This window comes from Noviherbaspirillum sp. Root189, assembly GCF_001428545.1.
In the GTDB taxonomy this organism is placed as follows: domain Bacteria; phylum Pseudomonadota; class Gammaproteobacteria; order Burkholderiales; family Burkholderiaceae_D; genus Noviherbaspirillum.
In genome coordinates, this window is record NZ_LMHZ01000031.1 from 1 (window position 1) to 21,154 (window position 21,154).

Annotated in this window: 19 protein-coding genes and 2 pseudogenes; 9 read left to right on the forward strand and 12 right to left on the reverse strand. The window is 57.4% G+C overall.

From position 1 onward, the window contains the following. The first annotated feature begins 109 nt into the window (after nucleotides 1–109). The 4 genes from ASE07_RS17735 (at nucleotide 110) to ASE07_RS29455 (ending at nucleotide 4,595) form a co-directional block, all read left to right on the forward strand. The gene (locus ASE07_RS17735) at nucleotides 110–571 is read left to right on the forward strand and encodes a 2-keto-4-pentenoate hydratase (protein WP_327196063.1); all 462 of its coding nucleotides are present in this window, start codon (nucleotides 110–112) and stop codon (nucleotides 569–571) included. 188 nt (nucleotides 572–759) lie between these two features. Further along, nucleotides 760–1,461 carry a TetR/AcrR family transcriptional regulator gene (locus ASE07_RS17740; RefSeq protein WP_082584242.1) on the forward strand — a complete coding sequence of 234 codons (702 nt, stop codon included), beginning with the start codon at nucleotides 760–762 and terminating at the stop codon, nucleotides 1,459–1,461. A gap of 32 nt (nucleotides 1,462–1,493) precedes the next feature. After that, nucleotides 1,494–2,651, forward strand: a complete 1,158-nt coding sequence (locus tag ASE07_RS17745; RefSeq protein ID WP_057292173.1) for a CaiB/BaiF CoA transferase family protein — start codon at nucleotides 1,494–1,496, stop codon at nucleotides 2,649–2,651. Nucleotides 2,652–3,263: 612 nt separating this feature from the next. Beyond that, nucleotides 3,264–4,595 (forward strand): IS701 family transposase, encoded by a 1,332-nt coding sequence (locus ASE07_RS29455; protein ID WP_082584243.1) that lies wholly within the window; start codon nucleotides 3,264–3,266, stop codon nucleotides 4,593–4,595. 162 nt (nucleotides 4,596–4,757) lie between these two features. On the opposite strand, the pseudogene ASE07_RS30755 reads toward ASE07_RS29455, so the two are convergent. Further along, nucleotides 4,758–6,094 (reverse strand): annotated as a pseudogene (locus ASE07_RS30755) (ISAzo13 family transposase). A 110-nt stretch (nucleotides 6,095–6,204) separates the two neighbouring features. Here ASE07_RS30755 and ASE07_RS17765 point away from each other — a divergent pair. Next, on the forward strand, nucleotides 6,205–7,575 hold the full coding sequence (locus ASE07_RS17765; RefSeq protein WP_082584245.1) for an IS701 family transposase: 1,371 nt from the start codon (nucleotides 6,205–6,207) through the stop codon (nucleotides 7,573–7,575). 99 nt (nucleotides 7,576–7,674) lie between these two features. After that, a protein-coding gene (locus ASE07_RS28175; RefSeq protein WP_156396734.1) for an IS630 family transposase occupies nucleotides 7,675–8,627 on the forward strand; the annotation gives its coding sequence in 2 pieces (ribosomal slippage) (nucleotides 7,675–8,014 and nucleotides 8,014–8,627; 954 coding nt in all). A gap of 40 nt (nucleotides 8,628–8,667) precedes the next feature. Here the strand turns inward: ASE07_RS28175 and ASE07_RS17780 are convergent. The 8 genes and pseudogenes from ASE07_RS17780 to ASE07_RS17810 all read right to left on the reverse strand — a co-directional run bounded on the left by ASE07_RS17780 (nucleotide 8,668) and on the right by ASE07_RS17810 (nucleotide 16,250). Next, nucleotides 8,668–10,011 (reverse strand): IS701 family transposase, encoded by a 1,344-nt coding sequence (locus ASE07_RS17780; protein ID WP_200960965.1) that lies wholly within the window; start codon nucleotides 10,009–10,011, stop codon nucleotides 8,668–8,670. A 259-nt stretch (nucleotides 10,012–10,270) separates the two neighbouring features. After that, nucleotides 10,271–11,470 (reverse strand): IS701 family transposase, encoded by a 1,200-nt coding sequence (locus ASE07_RS17785; RefSeq protein WP_200960966.1) that lies wholly within the window; start codon nucleotides 11,468–11,470, stop codon nucleotides 10,271–10,273. A 45-nt stretch (nucleotides 11,471–11,515) separates the two neighbouring features. Then, a complete protein-coding gene (locus tag ASE07_RS17790; protein WP_057292177.1) occupies nucleotides 11,516–11,797 on the reverse strand; it encodes a site-specific integrase in 282 nt (93 codons plus the stop codon). After that, a complete protein-coding gene (locus tag ASE07_RS17795; protein WP_057292178.1) occupies nucleotides 11,794–12,777 on the reverse strand; it encodes a tyrosine-type recombinase/integrase in 984 nt (327 codons plus the stop codon). The genes ASE07_RS17790 and ASE07_RS17795 overlap by 4 nt, the downstream gene beginning before the upstream one ends. Nucleotides 12,778–12,786: 9 nt before the next feature. After that, on the reverse strand, nucleotides 12,787–13,995 hold the full coding sequence (locus ASE07_RS28180) for a tyrosine-type recombinase/integrase (protein ID WP_082584246.1): 1,209 nt from the start codon (nucleotides 13,993–13,995) through the stop codon (nucleotides 12,787–12,789). A 388-nt stretch (nucleotides 13,996–14,383) separates the two neighbouring features. After that, a pseudogene (locus tag ASE07_RS30760) lies at nucleotides 14,384–14,591 on the reverse strand (transposase); the annotation flags it as partial. Between the two features lie 135 nt (nucleotides 14,592–14,726). After that, on the reverse strand, nucleotides 14,727–15,107 hold the full coding sequence (locus ASE07_RS17805) for an STAS/SEC14 domain-containing protein (RefSeq protein WP_057292179.1): 381 nt from the start codon (nucleotides 15,105–15,107) through the stop codon (nucleotides 14,727–14,729). Between the two features lie 84 nt (nucleotides 15,108–15,191). After that, nucleotides 15,192–16,250 (reverse strand): DNA-binding protein, encoded by a 1,059-nt coding sequence (locus tag ASE07_RS17810; protein WP_082584247.1) that lies wholly within the window; start codon nucleotides 16,248–16,250, stop codon nucleotides 15,192–15,194. A 244-nt stretch (nucleotides 16,251–16,494) separates the two neighbouring features. Here ASE07_RS17810 and ASE07_RS17820 point away from each other — a divergent pair, with 244 nt between their 5' ends. Continuing rightward, nucleotides 16,495–17,448, forward strand: coding sequence for a site-specific integrase (locus ASE07_RS17820; RefSeq protein WP_057292248.1), 954 nt, complete (start codon nucleotides 16,495–16,497; stop codon nucleotides 17,446–17,448). Nucleotides 17,449–17,782: 334 nt separating this feature from the next. On the opposite strand, the gene ASE07_RS30500 is transcribed toward ASE07_RS17820, so the two are convergent. Genes ASE07_RS30500 through ASE07_RS30510 form a run of 3 tightly spaced genes read right to left on the reverse strand, consistent with a single transcriptional unit; the run spans nucleotide 17,783 to nucleotide 18,834 of the window. Further along, nucleotides 17,783–18,178: a GGDEF domain-containing protein gene (locus ASE07_RS30500; RefSeq protein WP_327196064.1), complete on the reverse strand. Its 396-nt coding sequence runs from the start codon at nucleotides 18,176–18,178 to the stop codon at nucleotides 17,783–17,785. Between the two features lie 39 nt (nucleotides 18,179–18,217). Next, entirely contained in the window at nucleotides 18,218–18,412 is a 195-nt protein-coding gene (locus tag ASE07_RS30505) for a hypothetical protein (RefSeq protein WP_327196061.1), read from the reverse strand. Between the two features lie 2 nt (nucleotides 18,413–18,414). Next, a complete protein-coding gene (locus tag ASE07_RS30510) occupies nucleotides 18,415–18,834 on the reverse strand; it encodes a GAF domain-containing protein (protein ID WP_327196062.1) in 420 nt (139 codons plus the stop codon). A gap of 429 nt (nucleotides 18,835–19,263) precedes the next feature. Here ASE07_RS30510 and ASE07_RS30765 point away from each other — a divergent pair, with 429 nt between their 5' ends. Both ASE07_RS30765 and ASE07_RS17835 read left to right on the forward strand, forming a co-directional pair. After that, nucleotides 19,264–20,031, forward strand: a complete 768-nt coding sequence (locus tag ASE07_RS30765) for a MarR family winged helix-turn-helix transcriptional regulator (RefSeq protein ID WP_442946093.1) — start codon at nucleotides 19,264–19,266, stop codon at nucleotides 20,029–20,031. 39 nt (nucleotides 20,032–20,070) lie between these two features. Further along, nucleotides 20,071–21,150, forward strand: coding sequence for an HlyD family secretion protein (locus ASE07_RS17835; protein WP_057292182.1), 1,080 nt, complete (start codon nucleotides 20,071–20,073; stop codon nucleotides 21,148–21,150). The last annotated feature ends 4 nt before the right edge of the window (nucleotides 21,151–21,154 follow it).

A 21,154-nucleotide genomic window follows, 5' to 3' on the forward strand; every position in this document is an offset into this window, starting at 1 on the left:
TGAAATTCCGTCAACGCGATACTGCAACACTTAGCTCTTGTTCCCTGTGAAATGCTTCAAAGAAAACTCGGTGCAATAAAGCTAAGCCGGATCAATAATCGAGCCAGAAATCGCGGTTCGTCTCGATCGACAGCTGGCCGGTGGTGGGCATGACCGGCAATCGGTGCTGCGCGCAGGCGGCGTCTGCATGCCGGCGCTGGAAATCTGCGATACCCGCTATCGCGAGTATGTATTCAAAGCAGTCGACAATATTGCCGACAACAGTTCCAGTGCGCGCTATGTACTCGGCGCGCCGCACCCAATCAGCAGCGTTGGCGACTTTCGGCGCATTCAGGTTGAACTGTGGGCTGACGGCAAGCTGCTCGACCAGGGATGGGGCAGCAATGCAATGGATGACCCGCTGATTGCCGTTGCCTGGCTTGCCAACAGACTCAATCGTGATGGAGCGCAACTCAATGCAGGAGATATTGTCTTAACCGGCGGCTTAACACGCGGTTATCGCGCACAGCGTAACCAAATGTTTAAAGCGTCTTTCGGCGCGCTCGGTGACGTCACATTGTATTTCAGGTAAATCTCTGCAAAAATGAAATTATCGGTTTTGCAGTCCGCATGTCGGATGAGCAAACAGTATTTTCCAGAAATTATTATTTATTGTATCGTAGGAAAAGCAATATGAGCTGCGATGATCACACATTACAATATCTTTCTACGGTTAAAAATAACCGCAACAACATTGCAAATCAAAAATGAGGCAGTTAAGTGGCAAAGAAAAATGGTACTGTTAATCGAAAAGAAAGCGCCGCGTCTAGCGCTCAAACCGGGCGCCAGCCGCCAGCGCGTTATTGGGAATTGATCCGCGCGGCCGGCAAGCTGTTCGAGGAAAAAGGCTATCAGGGGGCCAGTGTGCGCGATATTGCGGATGCGGTTGGCATGACGTCCGGCAGCTTTTTTTATCATTTCGCCACCAAGGAAGATGTGCTGTTCGCAGTAATGGAGGGCGCCATGCGTCAGGGTTTGGACGTAGTGACAAAAAAACTGGAGGAAGCATGCAGCGCACGCGAACAATTACGCGCTCTGGTATTGGGTCATTTGGAAGGCTTGCACTCGGAATACGGCTACGCGCACAAAGTATGGTTGCGTGAATGGTGCCAGATATCACCTGAAAAACGTGCACCGCTGGAGGCACTTAGTCAGACTTATCGAGATACTTGGCTACAGGTGCTGGCAAAAGTGAAGAATGAAGGCTTGATTGCGGCCGACATTGCGCTATTTCGCAGAATGACGGTAGGCGCTCTCAACTGGACGGTACATTGGGTCCACAATCCGACACCCGAGCAACTGCAGGCCTTGGCGGTCGATTTTGTTCGTGCCTTCCTGAACGAACCAAAGCCGGAAGGTGCGACGGTGACAGAATTTAAAGCACGAAAGTGCAAGGTCAATGATTCATGCTCCGTCGGATAGGTGCTGTTTCCCCAGAATAATAGGAGTACACGATGGCCGGGCCATTACAAGGATTAAAGATCGTCGAAGTCGCCGGCATCGGCCCCGGACCATTTTGCGCAATGATGCTCGCTGACATGGGTGCAGAAGTCTTGCGTATTGATCGCCTGGATGCGGTTGGCAAGGACCGTGAAGTTGGATTCATGAGACCAGGCCGCAACAGTATTCTCAACCGCGGCCGCCGTTCGGTGGCACTCGATCTCAAGTCCGCAGACGGTGTAGAGACATTCCTGGAATTGATCGATTCAGCCGACGCCTTGATTGAGGGTTTTCGACCTGGCGTAATGGAGCGCTTAGGCATTGGCCCCGAGGTTTGCCACGTGCGCAATCCGCGTCTGGTGTACGGCCGTATTACCGGCTGGGGGCAGGACGGTCCGCTTCATCAGGCTGCCGGACACGATATCAATTACATTGCCATTAGCGGCGCATTGCATACGATTGGGCGTGCCGACGGCGGGCCGGTGGCGCCGCCTGCGATGATCGGGGATATAGGCGGGGGGGCCATGATGCTCGCATTCGGGATTGTGAGCGCTCTGCTGGAGGCTCGACAATCAGGGCGCGGACAAGTGGTTGATGCTGCGATTACTGATGGTGCGGCATTGATGGCATCGATCGTGTATGAATTCAAGGCAATGGGGCTGTGGAGTAACGAACGACAAACCAATTTGCTAGACGGCGGCGCGCATTTTTATGACACCTATCAGTGCGCGGACGGTAAATGGATTTCAATCGGTGCGATCGAGCCGCAGTTCTATTCACTCTTAATCGAAAAGCTCGAGATTGATGACCCGGAATTCAGCCGCCAGCTCGATCCCGCAGCTTGGCCAACATTGAAACAAAAGCTTGCCACAAAATTCCGTACCAAGACCCGCGATGAATGGTGTGCAGTAATGGAAGGTACTGATGCTTGCTTTGCGCCAGTGCTCAGTCTGGACGAGGCGCGCCACCATCCACACAATGTAGCGCGCAATACATTTATCGAACGCGGCGGCGTGACCCAACCTGCACCGGCACCGCGCTTTAGCCGCACCACTGCAGAAATCAGTATGCCAGCCCCGTACGCCGGCGAACACAATGATAAAGCGCTTGCCGATTGGGGAGTTGACCGCAGTGCCTTATCGCATCCAAACGGAACTATACTGTCGGGGTAGCAGGCGAAGTGACGCGGCCATTTGCCTCCCATTGGCGAACTGTTTGGTGTCGTCTACGTTGGCAATCATAGCAGTGGGATAACTAACCCTTACAAGCCTTAGCTGCTGCAAGCGCTTCTCGACACCGGATGGTTCGCTGGACAATTCTCCTCCGGACCGACAGGCAGGGTAGCCGGGGCAAGCTCATCAACTGCACCAGCCATTTTGGCGGAAGATAAATTTGTGCGTCTTTAACACGTGAGCATGCCTTGCTGCGCTACACGTGCTCAGTGCTGTCGACATACGCGTCGGATATGTTCTTGGCATGGCTTTGGTGCTGCGACACGAACGTACCCGCGTTTCTGCAAAACGATGCTGGTGCAGCTGCAGAAAGCGCGACGCGTAGTGTGAAGCAGCGAGCGACGCCGCGGAAAAGTCTACGAGCGCCTTGCACACAAAAAATCTGATACTCCGAATCAGTTCGCCATCCTGTCCGGCCAACGCTACACCGGCGCATTGCACCAGCATTTTTTTAACCGACCTTCTGACACAGAATTTCTGACACTACCTCTAGCGGTACATTGTTGAAAGTGGCGTAAGGCGGCCTATAGTGAGAGCAGGAGGTGTTCTACCATGACTGCCCGTCGTCCTTGCCCACCTGCACCGGGGCCGCTCGAAGACTTCGCTTTGCAATTCGATCCGCTCTGGGCGTCCCGGGCACAGCGTGCCCACTTCCGCATCTATCTCAACGGCTTGTTACTGCCGCGTGACCGCGCCAAGACCCTCACAGGGCTGGCCGGTGCGGAACCGGTGGTGCAAGCGCAGGCCGCCCCGGTGCAACGCCTGCAATTCTTTGTGTCCGAATCCGATTGGGATGCGGAAGCGATCAACCGGCGCCGCCTGGAATTACTGATGGCCGACCCTGCGACTGCGGCGACCAGCCAGGGCGTATTGGCAATCGATGACACGGGCGACCGCAAAGAGGGAAATGCCATTGATCACGTCGCGCGCCAGTATCTGGGTTCGGTTGGCAAGGTCGACAATGGCATTGTGGCTGTGACGAGCTTGTGGGCCGATGAGCGCTGTTATTATCCGCTGCATGTCATGCCGTACACGCCGGAATGCCGTCTGGCCGCTGGCAAGCGGGACCCCGCATTTCGCACCAAGCCGAAAATTGCGCTGGAACTTATTGCCCAGGCCGAGGCGGCCGGCGTTCCGTTCAAGGCGATCGTGGCCGACTGTGCCTATGGAGACAATGTCGATTTCGAGGAGGCGCTGGACGAGCACGATCGGCCTTACGTGCTGGCTCAGCGCGGGCACGTGGGTCACTGGGCGCCAGTGCAGGCAGCGCATTCGTTCGAAGAGGCCGCGCATGACGTGCCGCTGTCGGCCTGGACACAGGTCGTGCGCCGCTTTCGCGACGGGCATACCGAACGCTGGTGGGCAACCGACCTGACGCTGCTGGGCTATGGTCCGGACCGGGCGGTGCGCGCCATCTGCGCCACCACCGACCGCCGCAAGCTACCCAACCTGTCCACCTGGTACCTGACCACCAACCTGGGTGTTAAGCAGGCGCCATTAGACGAGATTGTGCGGTTGTATGGCCTGAGGAATTGGATCGAGCAAAGCTACAAGCAAACCAAGGATGAACTCGGCTGGGCCGATTTCATGGTTCGCAGCGACCGTGCGATCCGGCGCCACTGGATCCTGGTGTATTGTGCGTTTAGCTTTTGCTGGTGGCATGAAACCAACCGGGTGCGCGTCATTGACCGATCGGTGCAACCTGCTTCGCCGCCTGCGCCGCCGCCCGCGCGAAAAAAAAATCGGCTACCTCAACCCGTACCCGTGTTGGACAACGACGTTGCGCTCGGTACGCGCCTGGCTAGTCCCGGTGCACTGGCTCACGTGTTGTTGGCGCGCGTTCGTCGACCGGCCCCCGCCATGCGAGCTGGCTATACTCGTTGATAGGATGATGAAACAGGGCGGAATCAACCTCTATCTCTAATATCAACAATGTACCGNCGTCGACCGGCCCCCGCCATGCGAGCTGGCTATACTCGTTGATAGGATGATGAAACAGGGCGGAATCAACCTCTATCTCTAATATCAACAATGTACCGCTAGGGCTCAGCAGTAAACAAGCTGGTCGTATTCATCGATCGTGCAAGGACGTGGATGGATCGTATAACTCCATGCCGGGCAAACGTCATGAGGAGTAATGCTTAACCTTGCCATCTCCTCGTTCGAGACACGTTCGCCTGTCTCATTACCGCCGCGTTTAAGATACGCTTTCACTTGCAGTCCGCTCTCAGTTTCGGTTCCCTCGATATATCGAAGCATCGTATCGAACGAGCGTAGTGGGATGCCTGCCCAGTTGATGCTGATATGGCTGAACAGGCGATGTTCAATGGGATTCCATTTCGAACAGCCTGGCGGGTAGTGGCATACCGTAATGCATAGCTCAGAGATATCACTCAATTCTTGCAATTGTGCTTTCCATACCCTGGACCGACAACTATTGGACCCACCGGCATCCGCCAGAATTAATAAGCGATTGGCTTTACGATAGTGTTTTTGCCCATCACATATCCACCAGTCCCGAATGGCATCGACGGCAAAGCGCGGGGTATCGAAGCAATCGCCAACGAACATATAACCGGTGTTGGAAGTGATTTCAAAGACGCCATAGGGTACGGCCTGAGCAATCGCATCCTGTGGCCAGTCATGGACCAGCACACGGTCAGCTTCCTTGCACCAGGTTCGCCCAGCATTCTTGAAATTGCCGATCATTTCTTTTTTTTCGTATCAACGCTGATGATAGGGTCGCCTGTGGCTTTAAACTGGGTGCGTTGCTCGCTAATATGCTCAAACTGCTCGTTGCGTTCTTTAGGTGATGCGCCTCTTGCTTCGGTACGGCGCGCATTGGCCTTGGGAGAGAACTCCGATTTGTGCAGCAATTTAGCAACCGTCATGCGGCTTGTCGGGTGTCCTTGTGCCGTGAGTGCCTGGCTTAAATGTCGCAGCGAACTGCGCTTGGCCTTGGCGCGGCGCCCCATGGGATCGCCAGCGGTTTCAGATTCGAGCAGTTTGAGCAGTGCCGCTTCAAGTCCAGGGTCCTGGTCTTCAGCGGCGGGCCGGCCTCCACCTGCCGCACGCAAGTGAACCTCAGGAGCCTGAGTTAAATCAGACTCGAGTTCCACGCATCCACGCAGAATTGTCGTTGGACTCATGCCAGTGATCCGTGCCAGCAAACGCTTACCACCATGCCCAATATGTAACGCCTCCACCGCAGCGAACCAGCGCCGCTGTGGCTCGCTGAGCCGGCTCATGAGGACATTAATGTGATGATGATAGGCCCGGTCGGGATGCTGTTTCCCAGATCGACAGCGCCGGCAGGTGCAATGATGAATCGATAACTTTGCCATGGCAGCCTCCTCATCAACGACTGACGCCATGACATTCATTCTGCTCCTGTTCTTACTACTTTACTATGTTGTTTTTGGACAAGTCCCTAGCGCTAGTTTGTTGAAAGAGGATAAATGGTGCCTATACTGGTAGCAGGAGGTCTGCTGCCATGACGACCCGTCGCCCTTGTCCACCGGCACCCGGTCCACTGGAAGACTATGCGCTGCAGTTTGATTCCCTGTTTCATTCACTTGCTCAGCGCCATAACTTCCGCACTTATCTGGCCGGCCTGCTGGCACCACGCCAGCGCAACAAGACCTTAACGGCGTTGGCCGGCACTGAACCGCTGGTGCAGGCGCACGCCGCGCCAGCACAGCAACTGCAATTCTTTTTGTCCGAGTCGAATTGGGATGCCAACGCGATTACCGCTCGCACGTTGCAATTGCTGTGCAGCGATGCCCTGACCGCACCGACTGCCGACGGCGTGTTGGTCGTCGACGATACCGGCGACCGCAAGCAAGGCTGCGCAACGGACCATGTGGCACGCCAGTACCTCGGTTCAGTTGGCAAGATTGATAACGGCATCGTGGCGGTCACGTCGTTGTGGGCCAACGAGCAGCGCTACTATCCTCTGCATGTGGCCCCTTATACACCGGAAGGTCGTCTGCCCGGCGGCAAGCAGGATCCGGCTTTCCACAGCAAACCACAGATTGCGCTGGGGTTGGTCGAGCAAGCCATTGCTGCGGGTGTTGCCTTCAAGGCCATCGTGGCCGACTGCTTTTATGGCGATCACCGCGAACTGGCGGCCACTTTGCTGCAACGGCAATTGCCCTTTGTGCTGTCGCATCGCGGCACGGTCGGACGTGGCTGGGCGCCTGTCGAGGTTGCGCACTCCTTTAACGAGGCCATTGACGATGTGCGTCTTCGTGACTGGCACAAGGTGACACGGCACTTTCGAGACGGCCATGTCGAACACTGGTGGGCAATTGAACTGACATTCCTTGGCTATGGCGCTAACAAACCGGTGCGCGCCATTTGCGCCACCACCGACCGCCGCACTTTGCCTGGCTTGTCGACCTGGTACCTGACGACCAATCTGCCGGTAGATTCAGCGCCGTTAGTCGAAGTCGTGCGCCTGTATGGATTGCGGCACTGGATTGAACAGGGTTACAAGCAGATGAAGGATGAGCTTGGCTGGGCTGACTTTATGGTACGTAACGACCGAGCAATTCGCCGTCATTGGGTACTCGTTTGCTGTGCCTTCGCCTTTTGCTGGTGGCAGGAAGCCAGAGAAGCGCGCATGCATCGTGATGACAGTCCACCTGTGCCGAAAAAAAAACCAACCGGTACGACTGCCAATGCGATGCCGCTGGCCGCGGCTGCTGCGCTCGGTCCGGGCATGGCTGACCCCGCTGGACTGGCTGACGCGTTGCTGGCGCGCCTGCTTCGACAGGGGCCCACCGACCGCACTGGTCACGCTTCTGCAATTCGTGGTGACCGGACACGGCATCAGCCTTCATCTCCGCATTTAACAAACTAGCGCTAGAGCATTTTTGTGTTGAGCTGCACCATTAAAGGTGGTGAACCTACAGCGGGACCAAGGCGTCAGATTGTCACGTCCGGTGAAGCGGAGGCTGTTATGACATGGCATCTTGGTCAAGCCTATGGGCAAGATTTACGGGATCGCGTACTGCACGCCGAGGGTAGTATCCGAGAAGTTGCTGCTCGCTTTGGCGTGAGTCATTCGTACGTGGCGCGAGCGCGTTCCCGGCGACGGCGCCTCGGAGAAGACACGCCCGGCGTGCAGTGCAGTCACAGGCAGCTCAAACTGACCGGTTTCGAACAGGTGCTCATCGACAAGGTCAATGCCGTCAACGATCTCACCCTCAAGCAGCTCTGCGCCTGGCTCGAAGCTGAGCATGGTATGCGGGTCGGGATTTCTACGCTCTGGAAGACACTGGCTCGGCTGGGCATCAGCCTGAAAAAAAGTCGCTCCATGCATCCGAACAAACGCGCCCGGACGTAGCGCTGGCCCGACAGACATGGCAGGCAGAACAACCTCAACTGGACGTCGAGCATCTGGTGTTCTTGGATGAAACCTGGGCCAGCACCAATATGACGCCGACCCGGGGACGTTCACCGATTGGTACACGCTGTCTTGGGCATGCTCCTTATGGACATTGGAAAACAACAACAGTCGTGTGCGGCTTGCGCTGCGATGGCTTGGTGGCACCCTGGGTGATCGATGGTCCGATCAACGGTCAGACGTTCCGCACCTGGGTCGAACAAGTGCTGGTGCCGGTGCTGCACCCAGGCGACATCGTGGTGCTGGACAACCTGGGTTCACACAAGGTGGCCGGCATTGAAGAAGCGATGGTGGCAGCTGGCGTGCAATTGCGTTACCTGCCGCCTTACAGTCCAGACTTCAATCCCATTGAACAGGTCTTCTCCAAGATGAAAACATCTCTGCGAGCGGCAGCCAAACGCACCATCGAGGACCTCTGGTCGGTCATTGGAAAGTTAATGGACGACTTCACTCCAGATGAGTGTGAGCGATATATCCGCCATGCCGGCTATGGCCAGTCAACGTGAAAATGCTCTAGCGGTACTTTGTTAAATCCGGAGATAGAGGTTAATTCCGCAGCCTGACGTGAGGAAGGCCAACAGTGCGGCGATCTCGGGCGGAGGGGGCTTGTCGGAACAAGCCTCCCAGCAGGACATGAGCCAACGTGCCGGGGTCATCCATGCCCGAACGGACCGCAGCAGCCGCGGCCAGCAGCATCGCGTTCGAGGTCGGTCTTGCCTGTTTTTTTTCCACCGCCTTTGGCGTGACTTCCTCGTGCACATGGACTTCATGGGCTTCCTGCCACCAACAGAAGGCAAACGCACAGCAGACCAAGGTCCAATGCCGGCGAATGGCAAGATCGGACCGCACCATGAAGTCAGCCCAGCCAAGCTCATCCTTCATTTGCTTGTAGCTTTGTTCGATCCAATTGCGCAATCCGTACAAACGCACGACTTCCGCCAGCGGTGCCTTTTCCTCGGATAGGGTCGTCGTGAGATACCAGGTAGTGAGATCCGGGAGAGTGCGGCGGTCAGTCGTGGCGCAGATGGCTCGTATCGGTCCGTGCGGTCCATACTTAAACAACGTCAACTCGGCTGCCCACCAGCGTTGCGTATGGCCATCACGGAAGCGGCGCACAATGCGTTGCCATGACCGCAGCGGCAGTTCACGCGCCGCATCTTCAAAGCTATGGGCGAGATGCGATGGTGCCCAGCCGCGACCGATTTTGCCACTGTGCGCTAGCACATAGGGCAAGTGGCGTGCGTTGAGTACACGCACAAAGGGACGGTTATCGCCATAAGCGCTGTCAGCCACTATGGCCTCGAAAGCAATGCCAGTTGCCTTGGCGCGTTCGACCAGGTCGAGAGCCAAGCGTGGCTTGGTATGGAATGCCGGGTCTTGCTTGCCGCCCGGCAGACGGCATTGCGGCGTGTAGGGAACCACGTGTAATGGGTAATAACGTTGCTCGTTAGCCCACAGCGTGGTGACGGCGACAATGCCATTGTCGATCTTGCCCACCGAGCCGAGATACTGGCGAGCCACGTGATCGGTGGCACAGCCATCCTTACGGTCGCCGGTGTCATCGATGACGAGCACGCCATCAGTCGTCGGCGCAATGACCGGCTCGGCCAGCAGCAGTTGCAAGGTGCGCTGGGCAATCCGATTGGCATCCCAATTCGATTCGGAAAGGAAGAATTGCATTTGCTGTACCGGCGCGGACTGTGCTTGTACTACCGGTTCGGCGCCAGCTAAGGCGTTAAGTGTCTTGGCCCTGTCGCGTGGTGCTAACAGTCCAGCCAGATAAGTGCGGAAGCAACGGCGTTGCGCTAGCGAATGAAATAAGGAATCAAACTGTACCGCATAGTCCTCGAGTGGGCCGGGTGCAGCTGGACAGGGACGACGAGCAGTCATGGCAGCAGACCTCCTGCTACCAGCATAAACCTTCAATAATCCACTTTCAACAAAGTACCGCTAGCGGTAGTTTTTTAAAGTCAGAAATACACATTAATACCGACTCCTTTCCTTAACGTATCAAAGAGCATATCGAATTCGCACGGCGGGGGCCGGGTGACGAACGCGCGCCAGCAGTGCATGAGCCAATGCACTGGGACTAGCCAAGCCCGCACCGAACGCAAGGCTTTCGTCCAGCTGGGTAGGCACAACGGTATGGCTAGACCGGTTTTTTTTTCCGATCCTCGTTCTGGTTCGAAGGTAACGCTGGTTGCTGTGCGCGGTCCAACAGGCGTACGCGGTTACCTTCATGCCACCAGCAAAAGCTAAAAGCACAATACACCAGGATCCAGTGACGGCGAATTGCTCGATCACTGCGCACCATGAAATCAGCCCAGCCTAATTCATCCTTGGTTTGCTTGTAGCTTTGTTCAACCCAATTCCTTAATCCATACAAGCGCACGATCTCTTCCAAGGGCCCTTGCGTGATCGTTAGGTTGGTCGTCAGATACCAGGTGGACTTCTCGGGTAGCGTACGGCGATCGCTGGTGGCACAAACGGCACGCACATCCTGTTCTGGACCATACCCTAACAATGACAATTCCGTTGCCCACCAAAGTTCAGTATGCCCATCACGAAACCGACGCACTACCCGCGTCCAGCCTGACAGCGGTACTGCATGCGCCGCCTGCTGGAATGAATGCGCAGCCCGAGCCGGTGCCCAGTACTCGACGCGACCACGCTGGGCCAACACAAAGGGCCAGCCGTGCTTCTCAAGCGCGGCCTCGAACTCGACGTTAGCGCCATAGGCACAATCGGCCACGATGGCCTGGAATCGGATGCCGATGTCCCGCGCCTGTGCGATGAGAGCAAGTGCGATCTTGGGCTTGGTGAGAAACGCCGGATCCTGTCGCCCGCCGGCCAGCCTGCAGGCGGGTGTGTAGGGCGTCACATGCAAAGGATAATAACAACGCTCATCGGCCCACAGGCTAGTGACAGCGACGATACCATGGTCGATCTTACCGACCGAGCCGAGATACTGATGGGCGACATGGTCAGTCGCATCCCCCTCTTTACGATCGCCGGTGTCATCGATTACCAGTACGCCGTCATTGGTGGGAGCGGTCGCAGGATCGGCCATGAGCAATTGCAGGCGGCGCTGGTTGATGGCTTCGGCATTCCAGTCGGATTCAGACAGGAAGAATTGCAAGCGTTGCACTGGGGCCGCCTGTGCTTGCACCAGCGGTTCGGCGCCAGCGAGCGCGGTAAGCGTCTTGGCACGATCACGCGGCAATAATAAGCCATTGAGATAGGTGCGGAAGTGGGCGCGTTGAGCTCGGGAGGACCAGAGCGGATCAAATTGTAGGGCAAAATCTTCCAGCGGCCCTGGTGCTGGTGTACAAGGGCGACGGGCAGTCATGACAGCAGACCTCCTACAGCCACTATAGCCCGTCCTACACTTATTTCAACAAACTACCGCTAATAGCGTATTGCGGGTGCCAATGCTGTTATGCCGATCCGTTTCCAGAAAGACCAAGAAATCGCTCACCGTATCAGCCGTGAAATCTTCCAAATCGAGCCGTTCAGCGCGTTTTTGCTGGCGCCCAACCAGGAATTGCAGCAGCAGTACTAGGCTGTCGCGATACCCTTCGATCGTTCGCGGGCTCAAACCGCGCAATGCCGGCAGGTACTCGTGAAAGAATTGGCTGAGGCCCAATCCCAGCGCATTCGGGCGAGCGGCATTCATGGGGCACCTCCTTGTATCACATGTCCGAACTGCGCACCGAAGCGGACGCTGGCGGCTTCGGCGAGCGGCGGGACAAAGCGTAGGTAATACGCAGTCGAAGCAATTGAGACATGACCCATGTAGAGGGCAAGTCTGGGAAGCATGGCCTGAACATCGACGCCTTCACGATACCAGCGCAGCAATGCCTCAATCGCAAAAACGTGGCGAAAGTCATGGACCCGCGGGACCCGTCCGTGTACATCACGGATGCCGACCTGTTCGATCAGCGTGTGCAAACTGTCGCGCAGACCGCCGCCGCTATAGGCGCGAAGGCGGCCTCCGCGACGTTGGTGTCCCAGCAGCGGTTCGTCCGGGTCCGGGCGGGATGGTGACGCGAGCAGCATGCGTTGCCTGAGATAGCAGTTCAGTTCGTCACAGGCATCAGCTGACAAGGGCACGAAGCGGGACTTGTGGAACTTGGAGTCCCGGATGCGCAGCACACCGGACTGCGCGTCGACATCATGCAAGGTCAAGCGCGCCAATTCCCTGCGACGCAACCCTGCGGTATACAGCAGCACGATCGACAGGCGCATGACCTGCGCGCGCAGCGGCGAGTAAGGATGTGGCTCAAGCGCACTGGCCGCCGCCAGCAATCTCTTTACCGCATCCGGCCCGAACAGGACTGGGATCGCATGAGGCTGGCGCGCTGGCACGCACAGGACGTCAGGGACAAAGCAAGTCGATTCAAAGCGCTGGCGGTAGCGGCAGAGATCCCTAACCATCTGCTGTCGCTGATGCCGCGAGCTTGCGCTGAGATGCTGCTGCGTCTGGCACCAGGCATCGAACAGCGCCGTGTTGATTTCGTCGGCATGATGGACGGCCGCGAAGCGGGAGAGCGTGCGCAGCACCCATGCCGCTTCCTTGCAGCTGCGTCCGAGTGCGCGCTGATGCGCGATATAGCGAGTGATCCACGTGTCCAGCGGAGTGCATGGGGTATCCATGTGAGCCTCCTATGCTGCGCAATGACCGCGACGTGGTAGCGGCAGTCCGACACACCGGAGTGCCTCCACATCCAGCCGCAGATAGACGCAGGTGCTGCGCAGGCTGTGATGCCCAAGCAGATCACCGATGGTCTTGACATTAACGCCGCGCTCCAGCAGTCGCATGGCAAAGCTGTGACGCAGGCTGTAGGGAGCGGTGGTGTTGATGGACAAACCGCTGCGTTTGACGCGGCTCGCGAAGATCGTGCCGACTTCCGAAGCGCTGATGGGGCCTTGCGGGAAAAGTGCGCGCAAGAACAGATGGGCTAGATCGCTCTGCGGGCGGCCGTTGCGCAGATAAGTACGCAACACATGGCAAACGGCCTTGCTCAATGGCAGCACCAGTTGCGAGCGGGTCTTGCGCTGCTCCACGCGAAGCGTTGCTGTGTGCCAGTCGATCGACTCCAGACGCAGTGCGACGACCTCGGAGGGACGCAGCCCCAAATGGGACATCAGAAAGAGGATCGTATAGTCGCGCTGCCCGGTCTTGTCGGATCGGTCAACCGAGCGCAACAACGCCTCGACCAGCGGCCAGTCGATTGCGCGCGGCATGGACTCATCGCGATAGATTCGTGGACAATCAATGGCATCCAGCCGCCGCTCAGTCAGGCCCTGGTCATGACAGAAACGCAGGAACGAGCGCAGCTGGGTGATGATCTGTTGCAAGCTTGGCCGTGCAAGCCTGGGACTGACCGATTCCAGGTAGCGTTCGACCGCCTCGGAGGAGAGCCCATGCAAACTGGCGTCATCAGATGCTTCTCGGGCCAAAAAATCGTGCGCAATGGCAAGACGCTTGTGGACGGTATGAGCGGCCAGTCCACGCATTTGCGCCAGGTGCCGCTCGTAGCGCGCCAGCATATCCGTAAAAGGGCCGTGCTCCTCGTCCAGAGCCCACTGACCTCGTGCTTTGAGGTGCTGTTTGAAGAGCGTGGCGGTTGCCCGCAGTGGTCGAGGCTGGCCGGAAACTGCGGAGAATGCGCGATCCAGTTCCGCGGATGACCACTGCTGTGGCACAGATTGGAGCGCCGCAAGAACACGCTTCAAGCGCTGCACGTGGCCCTGTGTTGCAAGACGCGAATACCCGGTATCGATCAGCCAGGCAGCGAACTGTTCCAAAACGGGCGCTGCGGCGCCGATTTGATATTGGGCGTGGCGAACTGGGAATAGATGTTCGAGCATTTGGGGCCTCCGACAGTCATGGTGGAAACCCTACTATGGCTCAAAAGATGCGCCGTATTATGTGAAGTGAAGCCACCAGCCAGGCCAATCCAGCGGGGCGTTCTCGCCGTCACTCCACATAACAACGTACTCAACCTAAAACCCGATGGATACGTTATGGGGACAAGGCAAGGATGCAATTTGCGCGAATAAGCAGTTCGCCTCAATCGACGAACAGGTCGCAGCGTTCATCGACCACCTTAATGGGCTATCGAACCAAGAAGCACTGCAAACATCAGGCGTGCGATCACGCAAATTCTGGCTCAGGCGCACAGTGATTTGTACACCTGCTTAGCATTTCGCGCGCAATAAGGCCATAAACTATCCCACACCGCTTCGTTTGGTATTCTCTTGTATGCCGGGTATGTATTACACGGAAATCCCCAAACCGCTCCGGCAAAATCACGCCAGGGTATGCCCGCCCGTTACCGGTACAGCACCGCTTCAACAAACAGGCGGTTGTCTTTGGCCGTCCTGCCAACATGCCCGTCCCGTCCGGGCAGCCAATCCTTGATCCGCTCCCACTGGTCGTCCCGTAATCCATAACGTCTTGTCATCACTGCTCGGCGCGCTCCACGTGGCGATCATTGCACACACCGTGCAAATGACCGAACAAGCAGCCTTGAGTTCGGTTACTTTCTTCCGGCTTAGTAAGTCCGGAAAGGCCCGTGTTCAGAAGGGGAGGTGAGCCACTAATTTCGTTCCTCAAGCCACACGACTGCTTGTGTGAGATCGTTATAGAAGACGCGGTAAGTACCCTCTCCAAACTGACCAAAGGCGAGCCGCGCCAGAAATGCAATTCGAGTATTGGGGACCAAAATCGCGCGTCGCAAAGGTATCGGGCCATACTTCTTCCATGCATCTGAGTCCATGTTTTGTTGCAAGATGGCGAGCTGAACTCCGGGATCTTCCATCTCAAGTGCGTCGTACAATACCTTGACTTGCTGCGTATCCTTGACCAGTTCGACGACACGGTCCTGACACTCCCTCAGTATCTCCTCGGTACACTTTCCACGGATGCGCGCCGTAATGATACGGCCTACCGGCTCTACCCAAAGCTGCTGATGATTCATATGGAGACCTACTGTATCTTGTCACTGTGATCATAAGTGTAACAGATGTACCGGTGTCACCAGGGATGCTGTGGAACTGTCCATTTACTGTCCCGTGGCTGCGGGGTGCGACAAAGCTTGCTTTGTGGTCTCTAGCTGCTGTTCCAGTATTGTCCGCTCCTGAGTCCAGGCAAGCTTTTCCTGGGCGAGCACGTCAATCTGCAAGAGCGCGATGTGAAGCTGATCTGCCCTGATTTTGCTTTCGCGTTCATGTGACGATTCAACCAAACGATATTCCAGGACCGACTGCTCCAATTGCTTTATCTGGGAATTGGCATCGTCTCGCGCGCGTGTTGTCTCCTGCAGCTGCTCCGCCAGGCGATCGCGGGCGAACCGCATCGTTTGAGTCTGTTCACGAAGGATGCCCAACTCGTTGCGCAAGCTGTCATGTTCAATGGTCAGAGAGGAGAGAGCAGAGTCTCGTTGCGCCAACGTAGCCTGCAATCCAGCAACCTCTCTGTTGGCTACTATTAGATCATGTTCGTGCCGCGCAATGCGCTGCTCGTAATTCCTTCTTTCGGCCTCACGCTGCGCGGCCGTCGCCTCCTGGTAGTGCGCGAACTGTTCGCGTGTTTCAGACAACTGATTATTGAGCGTCGCAATCTCAGTCGCCCGGTCCGTTAGTCGTTGCTGCAAACCGGCTTGCTCCGCCTGCAAGGCGGCCATGGCGACGTTCTGCGCGTGAAATCGCTCCTGCAATTCCGCCAGTGCCTGTCTGGTACTCACCAGCTCTTCTTGCACGACGAGGTTCTCTGCCAGCGCCTTGTCTTTGTCAGCCTGCAGCTGCTTGGTTTGAACTTGCAATGCCTGTATGGCCTCACTGTGCTTCTGCTCGAGGGATTCACGCTGCTGCGAGAACTCTGCCTGCATATGCTCATGCAAGCCCCGTACGGCACTGAGCAAGGGCGCAGGCAAAGTGACCTCGGCGACAGCCGTGTCTTCCTGCTCGGCTCGCCAGCGTTTCAGAAATGGCGCAAGGGTGCTCTTGCTGCCGGTGCCGCCCAGGGCTTCGCGGACGCTGTCGACGGTCGGGCTTTTGCCGGCGGCAATGAGGTGGGCCGCCGCGCGGGCGACATCGGAATATTGAATGCCGGTTCGTGCCATGACTAACACCCTAAATAGTGTAGTGTATTACGTTCAACGTAATAGTACATGAAATTACGCCGCGCCGATTCGTCGATTCCGTTCAAATTAGGGTGTGATAAATGGGTTTATCGCAACCAATGGTTGTTTTGAAGGTGTTATGCTCGGTATTGGCCGGTACAAACCCGAAAAACCGCGTGAAAAAGTGAATCAGACCCTCCCGACTCTTCCTGACGATCCACAAGACGATACTGGCGTCCCACCTATGTTGCGTACCGCCGGTACATCATTGAATGCGGAACTGACGCGTCAGCATCAGCAGTTGCTTACGGCAGCGACTTCTGACAATACGCGTCGGGCGTACCGCTCCAGCGTCGGTCATTTCCTAAGTTGGGGCGGCAGACTGCCTTCCGATGAATCAATGATAATTCGGTATCTGCTCGCCTATGCCCAGTCGCTCAACCCGCGCACGTTGGCATTGCGCCTGACGGCACTCTCCCAGTGGCATCTTCACCAAGGCTTTCCGAACCCGGCCGCGACGCCGACCGTCCGAAAAACCTTGTCCGGCATCCTGCGCACCCATGGCAAACCCAAGGCCAAGGCCAAAGCCTTGCCAGTGGAAGACCTGGAATTGATCGTCTCGGCGCTGGCACGTCAGCCGACGCTGAGTGCGATCCGGGATAGCGCGCTGCTGCAAATCGGGTTTTTTGGTGGCTACCGCCGTAGCGAACTGGTGCAGCTCAAGGTGGACAACCTGGCGTGGGATCGCGAAGGCCTTGTGATTACTTTGCCACGGTCGAAGACCGATCAGGAAGGGCAGGGAATCGTCAAGGCGATTCCATACGGGGATGATTCATTCTGCCCGGTCAAGGCGCTCAGGACATGGCTGCAGGCGGCCGGCATCGACTCCGGACCACTGTTCCGCCCGATCAACAAGTCAGGCATCGTTGCAGCGGTTGCGCTGCATCCGGCAAGCGTCAATGACATCCTCGAACGAGGCGCCAAGCTTGCCGGACTCGATTACGTGCCGATGCTGTCGAGTCACAGTCTTCGCCGCGGCATGGCCACCAGCGCGTATCGTGCCGGCGCCAGTCCACGAGACATCAAGCGTCAAGGCGGCTGGCGCCACAACGGCACGGTGCAGGGCTATATCGATGAGGCAAGCCAGTTCGCCGAAAATGCTGCGGCCGCGCTTTTGCGCCGCAAGCGAACGCCGTAAGGCGCCTGTCAGCAAGGAATGAAATGCCGGCTGGCGCATCCGGATTCACTCAGCTTCCAGGCTAGGCGCTGGACAGGTGACGGCAATCGCATGCCAGTGGGAACCGCATAGCCATCGGTTTTGCTCAAATTTTAAGCAGAGGGCGGCAAAGTGGCTTCTGCGTTGGGATCAAGAGGAGGGATTGAATCTTTCCCACAAGGTTATCCACTGTTTCTGTGCAGAGTCTGGACCAACAATCTCCATTGGCCGAAGTGTCTGAATATTTCCGTCGGCCTTCTCCGTTGCGTCGGATAGTCGTGTTGGCATTGGAAGATTGGACCGGACAAGGTCGTGTTCACGTCGTGGACGCGCCAACACCACCCTGCACACGTCGTTTTTTCATGGCGTACATTCTGGCATCAGCGGCGGCGATCATCGTGTCGAGATCCGGCAGTCGGTGGCCTTCATAGGAGACCAACCCCAAGCTGCATCCCAGAGGATAGCCACGCGGAGTCAGGTTCGCAAACGCGGAGAACTCCTTTTCGACTCTGACCATCGCGGCGTCAATGGTAGCCGGGTCGGCATTGGTTAGCATCACCACGAATTCATCCCCGCCCAGGCGTGCCAGCACATCGGAACTGCGAAACGTCGAACGCAGGATGCCGGCAAACTGCCTGAGCACATAGTCGCCCTCAAGATGCCCGAACCCGTCATTGATGGATTTGAACCGGTCAAGGTCGCAATACAGCATGGCCACGGGAGTTTGTGTGTGCCGACAAAGTTCAAGCGTCTACCCTGCCACCGCATGGAAGCCCCGCCGGTTCAACAGGCCCGTCAAATCGTCGGTGATCGCGGCGGCGACCGAACGCAGTTCCTGGACCGTGATTGTTCCAAGATCGTGCAGCAGCTGGATATCGCCCGGAGTTAGGTAGCGCGGTACCGTATCGATCACGCACAGCGTACCGATTTGGATGCCGTCTGCCATTTTCAGAGGATAGCCGGCGTAAAAGCGATGCCGGGGCCGCCGGTCACCAGCGGGTTGTCTGCGAAACGCACGTCCTGCTTCGCATCCGGCACCAGCGGAATCTCCTCGCCCAGGATCGCGTGTCCACAAAAGGAGATATCTCGCGGCGTTTCGGAAACGTCGACGCCAATACATGACTTGAACCATTGACGGTCACTGTCAATGAGGCTGACCAGCGCGATCGGGACATCGAACACGCGCCCGGCAATGCGGGTCACCCGGTCGAACCGCTCCTCTGGGGCTGTGTCCAGAAGCGCAAGGCTGCGAAGCGTCGACACGCGGATGTGTTCGTTGGCAGGGAGGGGAGGCGAAATCATGATGAACAGCGACTTTGAGAACGGAAGCGGGTACGAAACCCGTCCATAAGGAAGACCCTGCATCATGCCAAATTTAGTGCCCTATGACAACATTTACAGGAGGTGTGAGACGGCGCAGCCTCGTCTTGAGCAGTTGCGTGACGAGTGGCTCTAGGGCGCGCCTATTTCTTGGATGGAAATGGCCATTGCTGTGGATGATTAATCCGTCCAAACCAAAGCCGAAGGACGAGCGGCATGCCGAAAAGGGCGGCAGCCGGCCACCTGCCGTAAACAGTTTGTCCGCAGTCCTGTATCGGTGCATGGGCGAATCCGGCGTGTTCCTGTGTACTAGAGGTCGTCTCAGAAAACGGAAAATAAAGCACACTAAGCCCTTACCTGGTATCTACCTGGGCGACGGCGTAGCTCAATACCAGCTAAGTTTGCCTGCGTATTGGCCATTGCGGGATGGATCGCGGGCAGACCGTCGGAGACCGCCTTGTTCGTAGCGGACAAGGCATGCTCACCCGTGTCGCACATCGATTCGGCGGCGACATTCGCCAACGCCGTGATCTTTGCGTAGCGTGGGCGGCCGTTTCGGCGGTCGTCGACACCGCCGCCACGAAGGACTGCTTGTTCGGCCTCGAAACGCCGCGCCGGCCAGGGCGTTCGCCGCCCAACACGGCATTGTCGATCGGCTATGGCCGTCATCAGCTTGTACTTGACCAACCAAGCGGTCGGGTAGGAGACGCCAAGCTGGCGCTTCAGGCTCAGCGCCGAATTCCGGTTGCGCCGACGCTCGCCTTGCGTGCCACAAAGTGCTCAATATATAATAAGCAATGCTTACTATTTCGGTGCTTGGACATGGAGCGTGACAGTCTCGGTTTTCTTCTGGCGGACGTCTTTCGCCTGTTTCGGCAGAGCTTTCGGCGGCGCCTTGAAGGGAGTTCTCTTACCCTGGCGCAGGCGCGGGCGCTCGTTTACCTGTCTCGCCATGAAGGTGTTCGCCAAGTCGATTTGGCGGAAATGTTGGAAGTGCAACCCATCACGCTCGCCCGGTTAGTCGATCAACTGGCGGATGCCGGATTGGTCGAACGTCGCGCCGATCCCGCAGATCGGCGGGCATATCAGATGTTCTTGACGCCTGCCGCCGCTTCCCACCTGGCCGCAATCAGGCAGGTCGCTGCGGCGATCCAGGTCGATGCCCTGCGCGATCTCAACAAACAACAAGCCGCCATGCTCTTCGTCGCACTGCGCAAGATGCGCGACAACCTTGGCTCGCGGTGACAACCCGCGAAACAACGCTATTCCTGGAGTCACCCGTTCATGAGCAATGCATTGATCGACAACGAAACAACCATCGCCGAAGTTGTACGACCACCCAAGCGCCGCTTGAAACGGCTGATCCTGCTGGTTGTGGTTCCATTGATCGCCGCGCTTGCAGTCGGAGTTGTGTACCTCAAGGGCGGGCGCTACGTCGAAACCGACAATGCTTATATCAAGGCGGACAAGGTTCCCGTCAGCGCCGAGGTGTCCGGCACGGTCACGGACGTGCTGGTTGATGAAAACCAATCCGTCAATGCCGGCCAGCCGTTGTTCCGGCTCGATCCTGCGCCGTTTCAGGTAGCCGTAGCCAAAGCCGAAGCCAAATTGGCGCAGGTGCGCACCGATCTGGCAGCGCTTAAAGCGAGTTACCGCGAGAAACAGGCGGAAATCGCGCTGGCGCGAACCAAATACGCCTTCTCCCAGAAAGACCAGCGACGCCAAGCCGATTTGGTGGCCAGGAATTTCATTTCCGCTTCCAAGTTCGACGATGCGAAGCAAAGCACCGACCTCGCCGAGCAGCAAATCAGCGTATTGGACCAGGACCTGAAGCGCATTGCGGAAACCTTGGGCGGCAGTGTCGATTCACCAGTGGAGCGCCACCCAAGCTATCGCGTCGCGCTGGCTGAACTGGAGCAAGCCAAGCTTGATCTGGCGCGGGCCGAGGTACGCGCCCCGCTGCCCGGCATCGTGAGCAAGCCACCCAAGCCTGGGCAGTATGTCGCCGCCGGTTCCATAGCGTTGGCCTTGGTGGTCAGCGGCAACTTGTGGGTCGATGCCAATTTCACCGAGACCGATCTCACCTACGTTCATCCGGGCCAACCGGTCACCATCCGTGTCGATACCTACCCCGATGCGGCATGGAAGGGCGTGGTGGAAAGCCTGAGTCCCGCCACAGGGGCGGAGTTCTCGGTTATCCCGGCACAGAATGCCACCGGCAACTGGGTCAAGATCGCGCAAAGGGTGCCCGTGCGGATCAAGATCGAAGCCGCTCCGACCATGCCGCAACTACGCGCAGGGCTGAGCACCATCGTGGAAATCGACACCGGCCATCGCCGTCGCGTGCTCGGTTTCTCGCTCTGAGATC

Coding starts and splice junctions, on each gene's coding strand:
- ASE07_RS17745 (WP_057292173.1), top strand. CDS start 1,494: ATGGCCGGGCCATTACAAGGATTAAAGATCGTCGAAGTCGCCGGCATC.
- ASE07_RS29455 (WP_082584243.1), top strand. CDS start 3,264: ATGACTGCCCGTCGTCCTTGCCCACCTGCACCGGGGCCGCTCGAAGAC.
- ASE07_RS17765 (WP_082584245.1), top strand. CDS start 6,205: ATGACGACCCGTCGCCCTTGTCCACCGGCACCCGGTCCACTGGAAGAC.
- ASE07_RS17780 (WP_200960965.1), bottom strand. CDS start 10,011: ATGACTGCTCGTCGTCCCTGTCCAGCTGCACCCGGCCCACTCGAGGAC.
- ASE07_RS17785 (WP_200960966.1), bottom strand. CDS start 11,470: ATGACTGCCCGTCGCCCTTGTACACCAGCACCAGGGCCGCTGGAAGAT.
- ASE07_RS17790 (WP_057292177.1), bottom strand. CDS start 11,797: ATGAATGCCGCTCGCCCGAATGCGCTGGGATTGGGCCTCAGCCAATTC.
- ASE07_RS17795 (WP_057292178.1), bottom strand. CDS start 12,777: ATGGATACCCCATGCACTCCGCTGGACACGTGGATCACTCGCTATATC.
- ASE07_RS28180 (WP_082584246.1), bottom strand. CDS start 13,995: ATGCTCGAACATCTATTCCCAGTTCGCCACGCCCAATATCAAATCGGC.
- ASE07_RS17805 (WP_057292179.1), bottom strand. CDS start 15,107: ATGAATCATCAGCAGCTTTGGGTAGAGCCGGTAGGCCGTATCATTACG.
- ASE07_RS17810 (WP_082584247.1), bottom strand. CDS start 16,250: ATGGCACGAACCGGCATTCAATATTCCGATGTCGCCCGCGCGGCGGCC.
- ASE07_RS17820 (WP_057292248.1), top strand. CDS start 16,495: ATGTTGCGTACCGCCGGTACATCATTGAATGCGGAACTGACGCGTCAG.
- ASE07_RS30500 (WP_327196064.1), bottom strand. CDS start 18,178: ATGCTGTATTGCGACCTTGACCGGTTCAAATCCATCAATGACGGGTTC.
- ASE07_RS30505 (WP_327196061.1), bottom strand. CDS start 18,412: ATGGCAGACGGCATCCAAATCGGTACGCTGTGCGTGATCGATACGGTA.
- ASE07_RS30510 (WP_327196062.1), bottom strand. CDS start 18,834: ATGATGCAGGGTCTTCCTTATGGACGGGTTTCGTACCCGCTTCCGTTC.
- ASE07_RS30765 (WP_442946093.1), top strand. CDS start 19,264: ATGCTCACCCGTGTCGCACATCGATTCGGCGGCGACATTCGCCAACGC.
- ASE07_RS17835 (WP_057292182.1), top strand. CDS start 20,071: ATGAGCAATGCATTGATCGACAACGAAACAACCATCGCCGAAGTTGTA.